This is a genomic window from Butyricimonas muris (assembly GCF_046365375.1).
In the GTDB taxonomy this organism is placed as follows: Bacteria; Bacteroidota; Bacteroidia; order Bacteroidales; family Marinifilaceae; genus Butyricimonas; species Butyricimonas muris.
In genome coordinates this window covers 223273-240290 of sequence record NZ_JBKEIT010000006.1, presented here as the reverse complement: position 1 = coordinate 240290, position 17018 = coordinate 223273, and the positions used below count along the sequence as shown (strand labels likewise).

General features: G+C 45.9%; 15 protein-coding genes. 6 read left to right on the top strand and 9 right to left on the bottom strand.

All coding sequences use genetic code 11. The features are described 5' to 3' along the window. The first annotated feature begins 11 nt into the window (after window positions 1-11). The 6 genes from ACK8P8_RS11965 (at window position 12) to ACK8P8_RS11940 (ending at window position 6489) form a co-directional block, all read left to right on the top strand. Window positions 12-1169, top strand: coding sequence for an efflux RND transporter periplasmic adaptor subunit (locus ACK8P8_RS11965; protein ID WP_369860596.1), 1158 nt, complete (start codon window positions 12-14; stop codon window positions 1167-1169). A 14-nt stretch (window positions 1170-1183) separates the two neighbouring features. Then, window positions 1184-1942, top strand: coding sequence for an ABC transporter ATP-binding protein (locus tag ACK8P8_RS11960; RefSeq protein WP_186977293.1), 759 nt, complete (start codon window positions 1184-1186; stop codon window positions 1940-1942). A gap of 98 nt (window positions 1943-2040) precedes the next feature. Beyond that, a complete protein-coding gene (locus ACK8P8_RS11955) occupies window positions 2041-3261 on the top strand; it encodes an ABC transporter permease (RefSeq protein ID WP_099289962.1) in 1221 nt (406 codons plus the stop codon). Window positions 3262-3402: 141 nt separating this feature from the next. Next, window positions 3403-4464 (top strand): sensor histidine kinase, encoded by a 1062-nt coding sequence (locus ACK8P8_RS11950; protein WP_227217205.1) that lies wholly within the window; start codon window positions 3403-3405, stop codon window positions 4462-4464. 12 nt (window positions 4465-4476) lie between these two features. After that, window positions 4477-5160, top strand: coding sequence for a LytR/AlgR family response regulator transcription factor (locus ACK8P8_RS11945; protein WP_410025915.1), 684 nt, complete (start codon window positions 4477-4479; stop codon window positions 5158-5160). A gap of 150 nt (window positions 5161-5310) precedes the next feature. Further along, window positions 5311-6489 (top strand): AIR synthase related protein, encoded by a 1179-nt coding sequence (locus ACK8P8_RS11940; RefSeq protein ID WP_227217203.1) that lies wholly within the window; start codon window positions 5311-5313, stop codon window positions 6487-6489. Between the two features lie 61 nt (window positions 6490-6550). On the opposite strand, the gene ACK8P8_RS11935 is transcribed toward ACK8P8_RS11940, so the two are convergent. The 9 genes from ACK8P8_RS11935 to ACK8P8_RS11895 form a co-directional block, all read right to left on the bottom strand. Further along, window positions 6551-6925 (bottom strand): HepT-like ribonuclease domain-containing protein, encoded by a 375-nt coding sequence (locus ACK8P8_RS11935; protein ID WP_099289958.1) that lies wholly within the window; start codon window positions 6923-6925, stop codon window positions 6551-6553. Continuing rightward, a complete protein-coding gene (locus ACK8P8_RS11930; RefSeq protein ID WP_099290048.1) occupies window positions 6918-7211 on the bottom strand; it encodes a nucleotidyltransferase family protein in 294 nt (97 codons plus the stop codon). The genes ACK8P8_RS11935 and ACK8P8_RS11930 overlap by 8 nt, the downstream gene beginning before the upstream one ends. A gap of 67 nt (window positions 7212-7278) precedes the next feature. Beyond that, window positions 7279-10353 carry a hypothetical protein gene (locus ACK8P8_RS11925; protein WP_410025914.1) on the bottom strand — a complete coding sequence of 1025 codons (3075 nt, stop codon included), beginning with the start codon at window positions 10351-10353 and terminating at the stop codon, window positions 7279-7281. 61 nt (window positions 10354-10414) lie between these two features. Then, window positions 10415-11569: an exo-beta-N-acetylmuramidase NamZ family protein gene (locus ACK8P8_RS11920; RefSeq protein ID WP_227217201.1), complete on the bottom strand. Its 1155-nt coding sequence runs from the start codon at window positions 11567-11569 to the stop codon at window positions 10415-10417. Between the two features lie 3 nt (window positions 11570-11572). After that, a complete protein-coding gene (locus ACK8P8_RS11915) occupies window positions 11573-12586 on the bottom strand; it encodes a DUF4837 family protein (protein WP_292270152.1) in 1014 nt (337 codons plus the stop codon). A 139-nt stretch (window positions 12587-12725) separates the two neighbouring features. Next, window positions 12726-13487 (bottom strand): DUF3108 domain-containing protein, encoded by a 762-nt coding sequence (locus ACK8P8_RS11910; RefSeq protein WP_099289954.1) that lies wholly within the window; start codon window positions 13485-13487, stop codon window positions 12726-12728. Then, window positions 13484-15400, bottom strand: a complete 1917-nt coding sequence (locus tag ACK8P8_RS11905) for an Ig-like domain-containing domain (RefSeq protein ID WP_227217199.1) — start codon at window positions 15398-15400, stop codon at window positions 13484-13486. The genes ACK8P8_RS11910 and ACK8P8_RS11905 overlap by 4 nt, the downstream gene beginning before the upstream one ends. 81 nt (window positions 15401-15481) lie before the next feature. Next, on the bottom strand, window positions 15482-16183 hold the full coding sequence (locus ACK8P8_RS11900) for a ComF family protein (RefSeq protein ID WP_369860547.1): 702 nt from the start codon (window positions 16181-16183) through the stop codon (window positions 15482-15484). 52 nt (window positions 16184-16235) lie between these two features. Continuing rightward, window positions 16236-17009 (bottom strand): energy transducer TonB, encoded by a 774-nt coding sequence (locus ACK8P8_RS11895; protein ID WP_227217197.1) that lies wholly within the window; start codon window positions 17007-17009, stop codon window positions 16236-16238. Between the last annotated feature and the right edge of the window lie 9 nt (window positions 17010-17018).

The following is a 17018-nucleotide window of genomic DNA, read 5'->3' as shown; positions in this document are numbered from 1 at the left end:
TATTAACAATAATCAGAATGAAAAAGATTGTAACCATAATCATTGTCCTTGCAGTCATTGTAGGAGCCTTTTTCTTCTTCCGCTCGGGAGATAAAAAAGCCGTAACGTACGAAACCGTCGAGTTGAAAAGAGGAGCTATCAATAATACAGTCACCGCCACGGGAACCATTGAACCTATTACCAAAGTAGACGTGGGTACACAGGTTTCCGGAACCATTTCACGCATTTATGCGGATTATAATTCAGTCGTAAAGAAAGGGCAACTGCTAGCCGAACTTGACAGGAAATTGCTGGATGCGGAATTAAAATCCGAGATGGCAAACTTGAAGTCTAGCAAAAACTCGTATGAATATCAGCAAAAGAATTACAAACGCCTTAAGCAATTGCACGAGAAGAGATTAATCAGTGACACGGAATTCGAGGAAGCCGAATATCAATACGAGAATGCAAAACAGACTTACGAGAAAGCGCAAGCTACCTTGGTTAAAGCCCAATCGAATCTCGAATACGCTACAATTTATTCTCCCATTGACGGGGTGGTACTATCGAGAGAAGTAGAAGAAGGGCAAACCGTTGCCGCCAGTTTCGAAACGCCGACCATGTTCACGATTGCCAACGACTTGCGTAAGATGCAGGTAATCGCCAACGTGGACGAGGCAGACATCGGTCAAGTAATAGAAGGACAACGCGTAACATTTACCGTGGATGCGTTCCCGGAAGATACGTTCGAGGGCGATGTGACACAAGTACGCCTGAACCCGACAACCGAGTCAAACGTGGTTACTTACGAGGTTGTCATCGATGCTCCGAACCCGGACTTGAAACTGAAACCGGGATTAACGGCAAACATTACCGTGTACACGATGGAAAAAGACAATATTTTGCTTGCCCCGCTGAAAGCATTCCGCTTCACGCCGGAAGCCATGCAAGCACCGGAAGCCGGAAGAGGAGAAAAAACGGTATGGATACTGACAGCAGAAGGCATTGTCCCGAAAGTCATTAAAACGGGGGTAAGCGACGGTATTTACATGGAGGTAAAAGAAGGAATACAGGAAGGAGCTCGCATGGTAGTCGGAATACAACGCGCACGTGCAGCCTCGGCATCCGGCGATAACGGCGGAGAATCCAACCCGTTCATGCCGCCCCGTCCCGGACAAAAAAGAAAATAAGTAAAACAAAAGACATGACAAACGATATCATAAAAATAGAGAACCTGAGGAGGGATTTTACGGTCGGTTCAGAAGTTGTACACGCCTTACGCGGTGTATCATTCTCCATCCAACCGGGGGAATTCGTAACGATAATGGGTACCAGTGGCTCCGGGAAATCCACTCTGCTCAATATCCTCGGATGCCTTGATACCCCTACCTCGGGTGACTATTACCTTGACGGGATCGCCGTCAGGGACATGGGGAAAAATGATCGTGCCACATTACGCAATCGCAAGATAGGTTTCGTGTTCCAATCTTACAACTTACTCCCGAAAACGACAGCCTTGGAAAACGTGGAACTCCCGTTGCTCTACAATCCGACCTTTTCTGCCAAAGAGCGCAAGGAAAAAGCCATGCAAGCACTGGCAGAAGTAAGTTTGAGCGACCGGGTAAACCATCGTTCCAACCAGATGTCCGGGGGGCAACAGCAGCGTGTTGCCATCGCGCGGGCAATCGTGAACGATCCGGTGATCCTGCTTGCAGACGAAGCGACCGGAAATCTCGACACGAGAACCTCTTTCGAGATCCTCACGCTTTTCCAACGGTTACATTCGGAAGGACGAACCATTATATTCGTTACCCATAACCCGGAAATAGCACAATTCAGTAGCCGGAACATCGTGTTGCGGGACGGACATATCACGGAAGACACCATCAACCCGAATGTCGCTTCTGCCAAGGAAGCACTGGCAGCGCTACCGAAAGAGAACGACGAAACAATTGAAAACTAACTAATTTAAGATTTATGAATCACGATTTACGATTAATAAAAACATTGGTCATCTAATCTAAAATCATAAATCTCAAATCTTAAATCATAAATGGATACATGAATTACGGAAATTTAATACGAATCGCATTACGAGCCCTTGCTAATAACAAGTTCAGGGGATTCCTTACCATGTTGGGAATCATCATCGGGGTAGCATCCGTGATCTCCATGTTGGCTATCGGTCAAGGCTCAAAACGTAGTATTCGTGAACAAATATCGGAAATGGGTTCCAACATGATCATGGTACATCCCGGTAACGGTCGCTTCGGGGGTGTACGTCAAAGCGCCAGCAGTATGCAGACGCTGAAAATGGAAGATTATGAAGCCATTGTACGGGAAGTTGAGTTAATTGATAAATGTACCCCTTCCGTGAACTCCAGCGGTCAAGTTATCTACGGGGCCAACAACGCCCCGACCTCAATCTACGGGGTAAACCAAGATTATCTCGACATTCGGAAATTCAGTGTCGGAGAGGGTGAAATGTTCACGGATCATGACATCAAAACATCTGCCAAAGTTTGCATCGTGGGGCAAACTGTCGTCGACAACCTTTTCACCAAGGGCGAAGAACCGCTCGGCAAAACCATTCGGTTCAACAAAACCCCATTCCGTATTATCGGCGTATTGGCACCCAAGGGATACAATTCCATGGGACAAGATCAGGACGATATGATTATCGCTCCTTATACCACTATACAGAAACGATTACTGGCTATCACTTATATTCAAGGAATATATGCATCCGCGGTCACGGAAGAAGACTCGCAAGAGGCAATAGAAGAAATATCCGCTATCCTGCGGCAGAATCACAAGATTGCCGCGGGAGCCGAAGATGACTTCAACGTGCGCTCGCAAGAGGAACTAAGTTCCATGATGAGTACCACGACCGATCTTATGACCGTGCTATTGGCTTGTATCGCGGGAATATCCCTGCTGGTCGGTGGTATCGGTATCATGAACATCATGTACGTTTCCGTCACGGAACGAACCCGGGAGATCGGACTCCGTATGTCCATCGGGGCAAAGGGACGCCATATCCTGTTTCAGTTCCTTATCGAGGCTGTGATTATCAGTATCACGGGCGGACTCATCGGGGTTGTTCTCGGCATAGGCTCTTCTTTAGTTATTAAATACGTGATCGGGTGGCCTGTATACATCCAATTATATTCGGTAGTACTCTCCTTTCTGGTTTGTACCGTTACCGGTATATTCTTCGGGTGGTATCCGGCACAAAAGGCATCCCGCCTCAACCCGATTGACGCCATACGGTACGAATAAAGTTGTTTTACCAACTTTATTCGTTCGCCCGCGGCGAGTTGCAGATTCTTTCAAACAATATAAACTTTAAAAACTTTATGAACTTTATAAACCTTATAAACTCTAATTTTTCTACCTTTGCAGACAACCAACAATAATATAATGCCCAAGAGGATCAACAAGAATGTGTTACAAATCGCGATCCACGTGATCGGATGGGGTATATTTTTTACCCTTCCTTTCTTCATGTATCGCGGGGAACAAGCCATTACCTTAAACCGATACCTCGGGTATTGTTTTATGCCGCTTTCCTGCCTGATTATCTTCTACATTAATTACGGCAAACTGATAGATTGCTTGCTATTCCGCAGAAAGATTGTACAATTCATATTGACAAATCTATTGTTTATCATACTTCTCGGCATTTTACTCCATAGTTGGCAGAACTTCCACCGGGCATACTTGAGCGAACCCATGCCGGAAAATTTGAAAGCCCTCAAAGATGCACTGCCCAAACCGCCGGTATTGCTTTTCGTCAGCCGCGACCTGCTACTCATGGGACTCACAGTGGGACTTAGCGTGGCGATTAAAATGACAAGCGGTTGGTATAAAACGGAAGGCGAAAAACAAGAACTTCAAAAAGCACAAGCGGAGGCCGAATTACAAAATCTAAAAAGCCAACTCAACCCGCATTTCTTATTCAACACGTTGAATAACATCTATTCTTTGATTGCAATCAATCAAGACAAAGCACAATATGCCGTACAGGATTTAAGCAAGATGCTTCGCCACGTGCTGTACGAAAATAACGACAATCTGGTCTCTTTAGATCGGGAATTTGATTTTATGCGGAGTTACATCAAATTAATGAGCTTACGCCTCTCGAGAACCACCCATCTGGATGTTTCCATTCCCGAAACCGGAAAAGGCGCCATGATAGCCCCACTGCTTTTTATCCCGCTGATAGAAAATGCATTCAAACACGGGGTCAGCAACACGCAGGACTCGTTCATACATATACAATTGGAATTGCACGAAGACCATTGGCTGCATTGCCTCGTCGCGAACAGCAATTTCCCCAAGAAAGATAACGATCGCAGCGGCTCCGGCATAGGAATAAAGAATTTGAAACGCCGGTTGGAATTACTTTACCCGGGTAATTTCCTGTTTTCCACCCGCACGGAAGACGACCGCTTCATCGCGGAACTGAATATTCACCTTTAAACACAAACTCTCATGACACTAAACTGCCTGATCGTGGATGACGAGCCTCTGGCTCTCGAATTACTGGAAAGTTATGTGAGTCGTACCCCTTTCCTGCATCTTGTAGACCGGTGTGACAGTGCCATCAAAGCCTTGTCCGTCATTGAAGAAACCCCGGTAGACCTGATATTTCTGGATATACAGATGCCGGAACTGAACGGGCTGGAACTCTCCCGACTGGTAGGAAATAAAGTAAAAATCATATTCACCACGGCATTCGAACAGTACGCCATCGAAGGCTTTCGTGTAGATGCTCTGGATTATTTGCTGAAACCGTTCAATTACTCGGAATTTCTGCGGGCAGCCACCAAAGCATTGCGCACCCACCCCGCTCCGGAATCTATTTTCGTGAAAAGCGATTACAAACTCGTCCAAGTTCAATTAAAAGATATACTCTACATCGAGGGATTGAAAGATTATATCCGCATCCAAACCGAAGACGGGCAAGGTATCCTTACCTTGATGAGCATGAAATCTATCGAAGATTTCCTACCCGCCGACACTTTCGTCCGGGTACATCGTTCGTATATTATCAACATGAACAAAATCAAAACGATCGAACGCAACCGCATCATTTTCGGTAAAGTCTATATCCCGATATCGGACTCCTACAAAGACCGCTTCACGGAATTGCTCGACAAACGAGCAATAAATTGAAAATTGAAAATTGAAAATTGAAAATTATACCTAACTTTGCAAACAAAATAATTTAGAAGCATAAAATTTAGAAAACTGAAAATTTAGAATATACCGGATTCTATTCAAATCCATTTTCAATTTTCAATTTTCAATTTTCAATTGTATCGCATGAGAAAAGACGAAAGGTATAATCAACGGGGTGTATCTGCATCCAAAGAAGACGTTCACAACGCCATCAAAAACATTGACAAGGGAATATTCCCGAAAGCTTTTTGCAAGATCATCCCGGACTATTTAGGGGGTCAGAAAAGTTATTGCAACATCATGCACGCCGACGGTGCGGGTACCAAATCATCACTGGCATACATGTATTGGAAAGAAACCGGTGATCTTTCCGTGTGGAAAGGTATCGCGCAAGATGCACTCATCATGAACATTGACGACCTCATTTGCGTGGGTGCGGTAGACAACATCCTACTCTCTTCCACTATCGGACGCAATAAACGGCTGATTCCGGGCGAAGTCATCGCGGCTATCATCAACGGCACGGAAGAATTGATAGAAGAATACCGCAAATTAGGCGTGAACATTTACTCTACCGGGGGAGAAACAGCCGACGTGGGTGATCTCGTGCGTACGATTATCGTGGACTCCACGGTCACTTGCCGCATGAAACGTTCCGACGTGATTTCCAACGACCATATTCAAGCAGGCGATGTAATTATCGGTCTGGCATCCTACGGGCAGGCAACCTACGAAACCGAATACAACGGCGGAATGGGTTCCAACGGCTTGACCTCCGCGCGTCATGACGTGTTCGCCAAATACCTTGCGCAAAAATACCCGGAGAGTTATGACAACTCTCTACCCGAAGACCTCGTGTATTCCGGTGGGTGCAAATTAACCGACAAGATCGCCGATTTGGGTATTGATGCCGGGAAACTGGTATTATCCCCGACACGCACCTACATCCCGGTTATCAAACAAGTTCTTGACAAATACCGGAAACAAGTTCACGGTATGGTACACTGCTCCGGCGGTGCCCAAACCAAAGTGATGAACTTCGTGGAAAATCTGCATATTGTAAAAGACAATATGTTCCCCGTACCTCCTCTCTTCAAATTGATTCAGGAACAATCCGGCACCCCGTGGGAAGAAATGTACAAAGTGTTCAACATGGGACACCGCATGGAAATCTACGTGAGCGAAGAGATCGCGGAAGACATCATCGCCATATCCAAAAGTTTCAATATTGACGCCCGGATCGTCGGTCGCTGCTACGACAACGACGAGGGACAAGGTAATAAGCTCACGATTATCAGCGAACTCGGGAAGTTCATATACTGACCGTGGGTTTCATTCTTAAACATCATATATATAAAAAAGGATGCTTTCGGGCATCCTTTTTCTATTTTTCAGATAAATCTTTCCGTATCTGCTTTAATGAACTCATCAATAAAGGAATATTTTCTTGTATCGTATTAAAAATAACATCAGCATCAACCTCAAAATAATGATGCACAATTATATCACGCATTCCCATTACTTCTCGCCACGGAATTTGGGGATAATGAACAAGCAAACTTCCGGTTGTCACTTTATCCAAGTTTTTAACACTTTCTCCTATCGCTATCAATTTCATACAGATACTATCTAATAACAATGTACCTGCCGATGAATCCAAGAAATCATTTACACAATGAATTGCCACTGTTCTCTGCTGAATAATTTCCACTGATTCTATGATTTTATCCAGCAAGTGCAAAACCTTCACATCATACATAAATAGCTTCCTTTTGAATATTTTGCTTCAATACCTCATCCATTCTTTCACGCACACGCACCAAGTCAACGGGACGTCCTAACAAAGCCTCCAGCTCATACTTGATACGAGCTAATGTAAATAAAGTCGGAGCATCTCCTTCAAAGCAAATATCAATATCACTTGTTTCAGTCTGTTCACCACGAGCCACACTACCGAATATTCCCATTCGTGTGATGCGATAAACAGAAGCATGTGTCCTCATATAATCGGACAACAACTGCAAATATTCACTTATTGACTTCATAATCATTACAAACTTGTATCAACAAATATACGAATTATTCTCCTGTAAACATATTCGTCTAATTATTTTATTTTCTCGCTGCCTGTAATATCTCCTGTATCCGGTTGCGGACGTTAATTTGCGCACTATCCACTTTCGCTCTACGGGAAGGGATAAACAGGTTCTTATACTTAGCTTTTGTTATCTTGAATTTCATCTTCTCCATGGAACCGAGAATATCCACGCCCAGTTTAAACGGTACGGGAGATTTCAAAACAGAAATATGATAGTTAAAAGTCATATCTATTTTATGCTCACCCCCAACGGCTACCTTGTACCGATCCATCTCGACCATAAACGGGAAAATCTCTATCGTGCTATTTCTGATTGCGAAATCAACCGAAACACTATCAATCAAATTGCGTTCCTTATTCTTGAACATCATCATTTTCGATATCTCGGCAAACGTTTCCCCGTCCATCAGCACCAAGTCCTGCCCGTCGATATGAGCGACAGCCCGCAAAGTCGGTATATCAATCATCATCGAAGAATCCATCTCCGTTTCTGCCGCCATGTGGAAATCCACCAACCCGTCAAAAGACCTCAACATCGGCACGATAGAATCCAGTGAAGGCATAAAATCAATCAGAGCCCCCACGTGTATATCGTCCAGTTGAAGATCAAACCCGGCATATGCCCTCTCCGGCGAAGACGCCCGGTACAACATGCTTGTCCTCACGTCCGCCGCCATAGAACGCATCCTTAAATCGGACAGCTCTATACATTGATTTTTCATGTTCACCTCTCCATGAATACTATCCAAAACCAATTTCCCGTACAGCACACGATTAATATCCGTCTCGAACGTGAAATCTATTCCCGGCGGAACCACGAATACCGACATCGTTGAATCTGCCACGTAAGTTGAATCTGCCGCCAGATCAACATCATACAACTCCTCCTCGCTCAATTCCTCATCCATCCCCCACTTCATATTTGCCCGGTTTGCCTCCCCGACTTCCATCGCTTTCATCAATTGATTGCAATCAATCATCTTTGATTTCACTTTCAATTTCGCTTCCAATTCCTCTTGCCGCAAGAATGCTCCGGCTAGATTATACACCTCCCCGGTCAACAACAAATCGGACTTACCCATTCTCAGCCTTGCCCCGTTCAATTTAACATGCCCCGGTTTCAAAGTAATCTTCGTTCCGGGCATCCTCATGCGCAACGGGAACAACGGCGTATATACCCGCATATCTTTAAATCCGATTATCCCCTCCACGTTCCACGGTCGCTCGTCTTTTTTACCCGGAACGGCGGACAAATCAAATCCGGCAAAAGCCAATCGTAACCGATTTCCCTTGGCACGTATGCGCAAGCTATCCATATCTACCCGTGCCTTCACCAACGGCAGTTTTTTATTCTCCGGCGAAGGAGCCAGAGCCACACTCGCTTTACTATTTCCCATCCGGAAACGCACGGAATCCCCCACCGTCAAATCAATCCAGCCGAATTTGACATCCGCCGACATGGATGCAACAGCCGAGGTATCTCTCAACGGAGAAGTTTTCACCTTCACGTAAGAAGTATCCATGTGAAATACCAATGCTTCCTTCCACTTGATATCCACGCTGTCAAAACCGAATATTCCGTTCAGCAAATTCTTTCCCTGCATGATTGTCGTATCTTCCATATTCGTCCCGAATCCCAACCCCACGGATTTCGAACGCAGGGACAAACTATCTTTTTCGCTTGCCAGCAACACGTCACGCAAACGACAACCGCCCCGGATATCCAACTTCCCGTAATTCTTATTCTTTACATCCGCCAACAGGATATGGGTTCTCAAAGCCGCGCTCAAACTCCCCTTCATTGTCACGCCCTCCTCCAACGGGAATATCTTGGGTAATATCGAAAAATTCACATCCGCTTTCACTTTCGCGTCTACCTTGGGATTCGTGATCAACTCGTCCACCCGTCCCTCGATATCCACGTCCACGTCCGTTCCTTTCACGCGCAAACGGTTCAATTTCACGTATGAAGCCTGCTCTTTCTGCAAATCAATCAACCCCTCCATATCAACATCCAATTTCTCCAAAGCGTACGGCATCCCGGCATATTTTGCCGCCCCGTCCCGTACCCGGAAACGGGCTTCCAGTACAGGCACCCGGTCTTTCCCGTAAATACCCTTCAATGTTCCTTTACACGAAACCTCCCCGGCAACTTCCACCCTATCGTCCCGCTTCAATATGGTTTCTGGTACCAGATCGAGAATCGTTTTCAATGACGGGATTTTTACCCCGAAAGTCAAATCTACCGCCAACTGCCGCCTTACCGTATCGCCTCGCAACTGTCCCCCGACACCGAATTTTATCCCGTTCACGTTCATCACCGCCCTGTCTAACGTGTACAATAAAGAATCCCGGTCCACGTGCATCCCGGTCTGAACGCCAAAAGCTAATCGTTTGACCAATAAATTCCCCTCTTGCCACAACAATACATTCTTGGCTTTCATTCCTAACTGCAAATTGGCCTTACGCCCCGTGAAATCACCGTCAATCTTTAAGCCGAAACCTTCCGCACGGGCATAAAGCCGATTCGCCCGGTCGTCAAACACCAAATAACCGTCCTCCACACGAATATTCTTGATATCAATACCCTCGAATAACTTTTCCGACTCGGTACCCGATTCCACTGACAATGTATCAGCCGGCTCCGACCGCATAACATTCCAAGCGGGAATCCCGTCGCTATTAATATAGGCATATATACGGGGTTTCTCTACCCGCAATTCTTTCACCACGATATCTTTCTTCGCGAGATATACCATCGGGTTTATCGTCAAAAGACAACGCTCGAAACTCATCAAAGAATCCGTTTTCGAGTAAACATTTTCCCCGTTAATAGTGTCTTGAAACACCTTCGTCACGACACTCCCGTTTCGTATCTCCAACCCGAAATTCGGGAACGTGGAAAAGAATGTCAATTCAATCGAATCAAAATGCACCTCCGCGTCCAACAACTCATTCGCGGTTCTCTCCACCACGGGAGTCAATTTCTCCGGGGTAAAAATGAAATTCAACACGATACCGACCGCCGCACAAACCAACACGACAACAATCAGTACCGTTATTAAAAAATACTTCAAAAAACGCCACATAACAATTGAAAATTAAAAATTGAAAATGAATCACTAAACCGCCAATCACGGAATCAATTTATCAATAAATTAAATATTTCTTTCTTACATCCATAAAGTTCGCCACGTCTTCCTGCCAACCGGCACGGATATCTTCTTCCGTCTTGCCATCCTTGATTTGCTGTCTGACACGGGTATTCCCGACCAACTTGTCAAACAAGGCATTAAAGAAAGGCTCTTTCCCCTCGTACTTCCTGTATGCCAACAATAACCACGCCAAATCCAACCGTTTCATCTCAAATATCGTGTTATATTCTTTGGCCAAGTCCATTCCATAACAAGTCTTCCCTGCGCACTTCGGGGTCATGCTCATCCCTTTTATCGGTTTCGGGACATAACTATACGGCATATCTTTCAGGTCGGGATGACCGAAGACTTGAAAAGGCCGCAAAGTGCCCCGCCCCTCGTTAATCGCCGTCCCCTCGAAAAAACAAGTTGACGGATAAAGCATCACGGAAACCGAATCCGGCAAATTGGGCGAAGGCGCGTAAGGTAAAGCAACGGGTTGTTCCCGATTCCACCCCTCACAAGGAACGACTGTCAGATCACATTTCACCTGCCCCTTCAACCATCCTTCTCCATTAATCATTCGCGCGTACTCGCCAATCGTCATTCCATACACCACAGGCACCGGGTGCATCCCCACGAACGACACGCATTCTTTTTCCAGCACGGGACCATCCACGTAAAAAGCATTCGGGTTCGGACGATCCATGACAATGAAAGGGATTCCCTGTTCCGCGCACGCTTCCATCACGTAATGCAGCGTCGACAGGTAAGTATAAAAACGGACACCCACGTCCTGTATATCAAAAACCATTACTTCTATCCCTTTCAAATCCGCCGGTTGGGGTTTCTTGTTTTTCCCGTAAAGGGACACTATCGGCAAACCGGTCGTCACATCCGTATCATTCTTTATCGTCTCCCCGGCATCCGCCGTACCCCGGAATCCATGCTCCGGTGCGAAAACACGAATCACATCGACTCCCTGTTCCCGCAAAAAGTCAACCCCGTGTTGTTCACCCACGCGGGAAGTATGATTAGCCACCACTCCCACCTTTTTACCTGCCAACAAATCACGGTACGCGTCATAACGCTCTATCCCGTTCCGTAAATTCACGGAAATAGCATCCGTACACGCGGATGCTATCACCAACATCAATATCAAATATCTCATCAATTACTTCTTTGTTTCCTGCTGCTGCTCTTTCTCCTTGAAATCGATCACCATCGTGTTCAGTATAGCCTCCACTTGTTTCAGCATATCCCGTTTCTCCTCGTTCGGGTAATAAACGTACCCCATCATGTAGATCACCCGCTGGTGTTCCTCGTCCAACACCACGTTCAACACGAACGGTCCCGCCATAAAATCATTCACCACCGTCCACAGTCCCCGAACAGACACCGCGTAATGTCCGTTATATTTATATTGCACAAAAGTATAAGGAATTTCCGTGTCCAGCGCCATATACGAACCGTTCCTCGGTCCGGGAATAAACTTCTCCAACTCCTCGTTCACCCGATCCACGATAATCACGTGATTAAACTGGCTCTCGTGCTCGTATTTCTCCGTGAAAAATATAATCCCCTTGCTATCTTTCTTGGTTTCGCTCGAAATCCACACGAAATCAGTCGTATCCTTATTGATATAATAACCTGTCGGGCAATACAACAACATATCATACTTCTTCTTGAACAGGTTAAATATCCGGCTATCCGCCGTACGCTTGTAGATAGACACCAATCGATCGCGCTCCGCTTTCGCGTAAATACCCAATATCTTCATCTTGTTCTCCTCGAACAATTGTATTGCCACCTTGTTATTCGGAGCGGCAATTTTTATAAACTTCTGAGTTTTTGCCCAAGGACTATCCGCGTATTGCACGTACGCCGAATCAATCGTCGGGGAAATCTTGATTTGCAGTACATTCCGATGCCCCTTCATATTCTTGTCGAAATACATCTCCGGCAAATTCATCACATCCATAATAGGCTCCGCCTGCGGAAGTCCGTCCTGCTCCTGCCCGAAGAAAGCCTTTATCGTATCTCCCACCGGACCGTTCCACACGTTTTTCTCGGCAATCACCAAAACCTGATTAATCTTGCCCGAAATAGAAGGCATCAAATTCTTCGTGGCATTCTTACAAGAACCCAACACCAAAATCATCGCGAAAACAAATAATATCTTTCTCATAGCATACAATTGAAAATTAAAAATTGAAAATTGAAAATGAACCTACCAAAAACTTCATTTATCTATTTCCCATTATATATATTATTGAAAATCAAAAACACAGAGCAATTTTCAATTCTGCATTTTCAATTTTCAATTGCTAAAATTTACTGTTCGCCTCATCCAGAATCCCCTTCACCGATCCCACGAGGATTTTCGCCTCCACCATCACGGGAATCCTATACTCGTCATTACTCACCCATACCTTCATATTCTCCCCGCCCTTGAAAACATCTCCGGCAACAAGCAAAGGCGAGAACACGTAACATTGCCTGCGTCCGCTATCCGTCTTCACCTTTTCTAGTCCCAGATAACGGATATATAAATCGTAAATCTTATCATCCAACAATATACGTATGGGAATCATATCCCCTTTCTTGTACTTGTCAAAATCCAATTCACGGGCTTTCCACGCCACGGACAACATATTATACGTGTCCGGTTGCAAAGCAATCGTATCCTTACGCTTATACTTTCCTATCTTATGCACGTCGGACAGAATCCGGTTACTGTCATAATCCCACACGTAATCGAACGTCTTGTGATAATTCCCCTCGTGAGCCTTCCGGGAAAACTCGTAAGGCATATAAGTCACGCTATCATGGTGAGAAATCAACGTATCGCGCAACTTGAACACCCAATCCCACGAGGGATTGGAATACCCCACGGCGAACACCTCCTCCGCGTTCGGGTACTTTTCGGAAGGCTTCACGCTCATCTCCACCGCACCGGCGTTAATCCAGATAAAGCCCCAATTGTAATAGCCCCTGTATGTCAGTTTTTCTATCACGTTGGGCACCTTCCTCTGCGAAACGGCAGGCAGGCTGACGAACAATACCAATATCAGTATAATTATTCTCATCTATTGTTTCTGTTTCTCCGGTTATCCTTGTTCTCTGTATTTTTCTTTTTACTCGGGTCTTCTCTCTTGTACGTTTTGCTCGCGTCAAATTCCTGCTCCACGTCGAAGTTTTTCTTCAAATTAATCTCCACGGGCAAATATTTTATCTCTTCGGGTTGAATACCTTTCAAGTAATTACCCGTGTCCCACTTCTTGTTACCGTTCCGGTCGAGTATCCCGCGAATCATATATTTCCCCTCGTTCAAATAATCGAACATCACCTTCCCGTCCTTCTCTATCCAACGCTCTTCCAGCACTTTCACTTCCTTATCCCCTTGATAAAGTTGTATAATTATCGGCGTTTGGGCATTCTTCACCTGCACGAAAATCTTCCCGTAATCCTCCTCCGCCTTGGTCTTGAACGTTTTCTCGATCTTATTGTTATATAACCCGTAAATACTATATATTCCCATAGAATCTACAACTAATTTATACTCTGTTTCCGGCTTCCATTTCGTTCCAAGTTCATATCTACGAATCTTCAGGCTATCCCGTTTCATCGTGAAATCAGCGGGTTCCCATATCGTATCCACCTTCTCGAACAAATGAATATTCTTAAACCCGTCTTCGTGAATCGGTCGGTCAAAATCAAAACGAATCCCTTTATTCAAATCGGCCGTTCCGCCAACCCCGATATTCACCTCCATAAACTTGATCTCCGGAATCGTGTCCTTATCCTTCTTACGTCTTCCTTTAGGTTCCGGTTTATCCTTGAAATAGAAACGAGTCGTGTCGGTAAAAAGTTCCCGTTTCCCGAGGGAATCTGAACGCAAATAAGTCACTAACGCCGTTAAAGAATCAATCTTGTACACCAGCGAATCTTTTATCCACAACTGAATAGTATCTCTGCCGGCAGAACGCTCTTCAAGGAACCAGTCACTCTGATCCTCTTTTTCCAGCAAATGCAACCCGCGCAGACGTACACTCAACCGATTCTCCGCCGGGATACTGAATATAAAATCCAACCGTTCCCTCTCCTTGCGATCCCCGTCCACGAGATACAACTGAGTTTTCTCCTCGTCAAACATCGGGATAAACAGGTTACTCGGCCCGAACGCCGTGTAATCCCTCCGCACGATCGTGTCCTGTGTCAACACTTTCAACTCGACACCTTTCTTTGTACGACGTCCCTCCAATACCACGGTATCGGGACGTATCGTGTCATACACCACTACCGGGAAAGCCATTGTCGTCACCAGCGAATCTATAAAACCGACCTTTTCCTCCTCCGGCATAAACTTGTTATCCCGGTTCGCGTCATCGATCGCCAGTATCCGGTAGGTAGTATTTTTTATATTCGTCACCCGGAACATTCCCGCGCTATCCGTCCTTGCCACGTAATTCGGCAATTCCAACATGGCGGCTGAATCCGCGTGATTCTCGTAAAACAGCACCATAGCCCCCAACACGGGCAACTGCGATTCCATGTCGATCACCTGTCCCGCCAACTCCATCGAATCCAGTTTCGGTCCCGTGGAAAACACGTAACGGTAGAACCCCAACGGATTACCCTCGTTATTATCCACGATTGCATCGGCAAAATCCAACGTGTACGTCGTTTCCGGCAACAACGTGTCTTGGAAGGTCACCCGTATATATTTTCCCCGCAGGCTCACTCTCGCTTTCTTCTTCGCCGGGGGCGACATCACGAATTTATTGTTAATCTCCTTGAGTTGCACGTACTCGTCAAAATAAATATCAATATACTTCCCTTTAAAGTTCGTGGAATACGATTCCGGCACCTCCTTGATCACTTTTGGCGGAGTCTCGTCCTTCTCCCCCCCTTGCGGGTATCCCCGGTTCGCGCAAGCATAAATCACCAACGCTATCATCACAGCAACAAAACAGAATCCGTTCCAAAAAATCTTATTCATAGCTCTTCCAAATATTAACCTTACAAAACTAGGGAAAAAAAGCTAAAATCCTCTCAAATTCAGTTTTAAGATTTCAGTTTTTTAAATTTTACCGGCTTTACCGAGACAAGCAACGCTGCATCGCACACCCTCGATCTTCCGCAACTCAGCCAGACAAGCCTTGGTTGTCGCACCACTCGTGAGAACATCATCCACCAGCAACACGTGACACCCCCGCAACCGCCCCGGGTCCGTTAAACGGAAAGCCTTCATCACGTTATCCGCCCTTTCTTCCCGGCTCAACCCTGTCTGCGAACGAGTATTCTCCTTCCGTTCAAGCACATCCGGCACAATCTTTACCCCTAAAACCCCTGCAATCCCCGTGCCAATCGCCAACGACTGGTTAAATCCCCGCTCTTTTTCACGTGCCGGATGCAACGGCACCGGAATAACACAATCAATTCCATGTCCCGTCCCGATCCTCTCTCCAAGCATCCGTCCTGCCCACACTCCCAACTCCCGCCTCGACTTGTATTTTATGGCATATATCAATTGATGAAAATCACTCTCCCGGTTATACGTGAACAACCAAAACAAATTCTCCGCGTCCAACACCTCTTTCATTCTCTCGTCCGCCCCTTCATCCGCCCCCTCGTTCAGCGGCATCCGGCACAAACAACCCGAGCACATGAACCGTTCTCCGCGTACCAACACGTCACCACACACCACGCAAACTCTCGGAAACAACAATCCAACCCCCGACCGCAAATAATCCAAAAATATCTTCCCCAACCTCTTAATCACAAATCCAATATCTTTCAATCTAAAATCATAAATCCAAAATCATAAATTCCCTTCACTGTTTCACGAAGTTATAAGTAATCGTTCCCGCCAGCCTTTCCGGGGCACTCGCATCTACATTGAACTCCGACCGCAATGCAGCGTCTACCGCCACTTCCCGTAAATTACTATCCTGATTTGATTCCTTATCCACGACCTCGGCTTTTAACACCCGCCCTTGTCGGTTTACCACTACGGCAACAACCACCTTCCCCCCGAATTCACACTTGTAAACCGGAATCGGCAAATAAGTCTTGTAACGCCCCTTGATATTATAGGACACGCTACTCTTCCCCACGTACACCGTGGATTGCAACGAATCCAACAGCCTCTGCTTCTCGTCCCGGCTAAAACGAATACTATCCTCCTTGAAATGTTTATTTTTCTCCGCCTTGTAACGATCCCCGTAATCCCCCCGCAATTCTTCCTGTATCTCGTTGATATATTCCTCTATCCGCTCGTGCGACTCCGACGCCTCATTACTTTTCACCGCGTCTTCATTTACCGCCATCGAACGCAACATTCTCTCCACCTCTTCATCTGCGCTCTGGCGAGCCACCTCCTCTTTCTTCTTGATCTCCTCCTGTTTCTGCTGAATAATTTCCGGCTCCGGCATATCCAACTCGATCTCCATCTCCACGTGATTCTCCAACTGGGATATCCCCATACTCACCAGACAAATCGCCACCAACAGATGAAATATCACCGTCCCCATCACCCCGTGACGATGCTCGTCCAGCCAGCACAGCAAAGATTCTTTCAGCCCAGAAAAATCAATTCGTTTTCCCATAATACATAT